The 2,989-nt window shown below is 47.2% G+C and carries 2 protein-coding genes; both read right to left on the bottom strand.

Going from position 1 to position 2,989, the window contains the following annotated elements; all coding sequences use genetic code 11:
* A partial coding sequence (rsmH, locus tag PX636_RS18625) for a 16S rRNA (cytosine(1402)-N(4))-methyltransferase RsmH (protein WP_288118254.1) occupies positions 1 to 784 on the bottom strand: 784 nt, incomplete at its 3' end.
* Positions 785 to 1,048: 264 nt separating this feature from the next.
* Positions 1,049 to 2,560: a threonine ammonia-lyase, biosynthetic gene (gene ilvA / locus PX636_RS18620; protein ID WP_012266023.1), complete on the bottom strand. Its 1,512-nt coding sequence runs from the start codon at positions 2,558 to 2,560 to the stop codon at positions 1,049 to 1,051.
* Positions 2,561 to 2,989: the final 429 nt, after the last annotated feature.

Here is a 2,989-nt window from a genome sequence, read left to right as displayed (position 1 = left end):
GCTTTTTGGTGATAATTTTCAAGGAATTATCTTCGCGAAAGCCATACTTGATCAGACGATCTTCTAGACTATGAAAACTGATCATAGCGATAATTCCCCTGGATTTTAGCCAGTGGGGGGCTTGATCTAACAATTGTTGGAGAGAATCTAATTCTTGATTAACAGCGATGCGTAGGGCTTGAAAAACCCGCGTTGCCGGATGAATACGTCCATAACGGTAACTAGCGGGGACAGAACTAGCGATGACAGCCGCTAATTCTGTAGTGGTAGTAAAGGGACGTTTTTGGACGATCGAGCGAGCAATAGGACGAGATAAACGTTCTTCTCCGTATTGATAAAAAAGATCTGCTAATTCTTTTTCGTGCCAATGGTTAATAATATCGGCTGCCGTTAGGGATTGACAGCGATCCATCCGCATATCTAAGGCTGCCGTGTGGCGAAAACTAAAGCCGCGCTCGCTCTGATCGAATTGGGGAGAACTGACTCCTAAATCGGCGATAATGCCATCAAAACTGCTATTTTGTCCGTCATAATCGGCGAAGTTCCCCCACCAGAGGGTTAAACGGCTATCTAGATAGGGGGCGAGACTAATTTTAGCGGCTTCTAGGGCGCTTTGATCGCGATCGATGGCGGTTACTGTCGTTTCGGGATGAGCTTCTAAAAGCAGGCGGCTGTGTCCACCACCCCCTAGGGTAAGATCGAGATAATGCCCCCCGGGTTGAATATTTAAGCCGGCGATTAATTCTTGACTCAAAACGGAAATATGGGGAAAATCTTGATTCATCTGCTGATAACTTCCTGAAAATGGCGATTTAACCTAGGGTTTGCGGCAAAAAGTTTGTTGGTGGGGGCAGGGTGTGGGGTGTGGGGTGTGGGGTGTGGGGTGTAGGGTGTAGGGTTTTACCGATTTTGGGGTAGTCAGTTACCTAATTTTCAGGGAAAAAGTGCCTGAATTTTACCCCCGATCACTCCAATGGTCAGCACTTTTTGAGGGGAAAAAAGTCTAAAAGCCTTATCCAACAAGGTTTTTAGATTTATTCAGCCAACTCTAACCTAAAAACAACTGATAGGCAGGATTTTGACTTTCATCCCAATAGCGATAGCCGAGAGTATCGAGAAAAGCTTGCCATTGATTCATTTCATCGGGGGGGACCTGTATGCCCACGACGATACGCCCGTAATCGGCTCCGTTATTGCGATAATGGAAAACGCTGATATTCCAGTGGGGACTCATGGAGGCGACAAATTTCATTAAAGCCCCCGGTCGTTCGGGAAACTCGAAGCGATAAAATAATTCATGGTCGGCTAAATGCGATCGCCCTCCCACCATGTGGCGCAGATGCAATTTAGTCAATTCATCATCACTAATATCGAGGGTTTTAAAGCCACAAGCTTCAAAACTCTCGGCTAATTTCTTGGCATCGGTGCGATTTTCGATCTGGGCGCCGACAAAAATATGTGCTTCTTTTTCATCGGCAATGCGATAACTAAATTCGGTTAGATTGCGTTTGCCGACACATTCGCAAAAACGCCGTAAACTGCCCGGTTGTTCGGGAATAGTAACAGCATACAACGCCTCGCGCCGTTCCCCTAATTCTGCCCTTTCCGCCACAAACCGCAGACGATCAAAGTTCATATTCGCCCCACAAGCCACAGCAACGAGGGTTTTATCCTCAATTCCTTCTCTTTCTACATAAGCTTTCGCTCCTGCTACCGCTAACGCCCCCGCAGGTTCTAAAATCGAGCGTGTATCTTGAAAAACATCCTTAATCGCCGCACAGATATCATCCGTATCCACGAGGATAATCTCGTCCACATACTGCTGACAGAGACGAAAAGTCTCCTCTCCCACCTCGCGCACCGCCACCCCATCGGCAAATAATCCCACTTGAGACAAACGCACCCGATAACCGGCTTTTAGGGATTGATTCATCGCGTCTGAATCCACAGGTTCCACCCCGATAATTTTAATTTCTGGGCGTAAACGCTTGACATAGGCTGCAATACCTGATATTAAGCCACCGCCACCAATAGCGACGAAAATCGCCTCGATCGGTTGCTGATATTGTCGTAAAATTTCCATACCGATCGTACCCTGGCCGGCGATTACCTCCGGGTCATCGAAGGGATGGATAAAAGTTAAGCCTTTTTCCGCTTCTAACTGCCGCGCGTAGGTGTAGGCATCATCGTAGGTGTCACCGTGCAGGACGACAATCCCGCCCCGGGCTTTTACCGCGTCGATTTTGACTTGCGGAGTGGTGACAGGCATAACGATAATCGCTTGGGTTCCCAATTGCCGCGCCCCCAAAGCGACTCCCTGGGCATGATTTCCCGCCGAAGCAGCAATTACACCTTTTTGTAACAAATCCCTTGACAAATGCGCCATTTTGTTGTATGCGCCGCGCAGTTTAAAGGAGAAAACCGACTGCATATCCTCGCGCTTGAGTAAAAGCTGATTGTGCAAGCGTTGGGAGAGATTGGGGGCAAGTTCCAAGGGGGTTTCTTGGGCGACATCGTAGACGCGTGCGGTGAGGATTTGAACCAGGTAATCGCAGTACATTATTCTTTTTTGGCGGTGGGGATTGGCGAGTCAGGCTAGGATACAGAATAGATCATCGTCAGTCCGGTTAGCAATAAAGAGCTATCAGCTGTCAGCCGTCAGCTTTTTGCTCTGTGTTCCCTACTTCCCACTTCCCACTGATGTAACCTCTCAATAACTGAACTTCCCCTGTATAAATATACTAGCTATGGCTCAAAGTCTTACAGAGCCTGAGTTAAAGCAATGTAATACTAATAAACTACTGGGTACAAACTCCTGAAATCCTTACGCAGACAGGGTTTGAGGCAAAATTTTTCAAATTTGACCCTTCGACCATTATAGCTTGTTTCCGGGCAGAAAACCATCAAAAACATGGCTACAGAGGGAATCGCTGACTCTAGAGATTAATGACACCATCTGTTACAATAAGGTTAGCGATCACTATACAGC

The organism is Microcystis sp. M53598_WE2 (genome assembly GCF_030067735.1).
Classification (GTDB): Bacteria; Cyanobacteriota; Cyanobacteriia; order Cyanobacteriales; family Microcystaceae; genus Microcystis; species Microcystis aeruginosa.
This window is presented reverse-complemented; position numbering and strand designations above follow the sequence as displayed.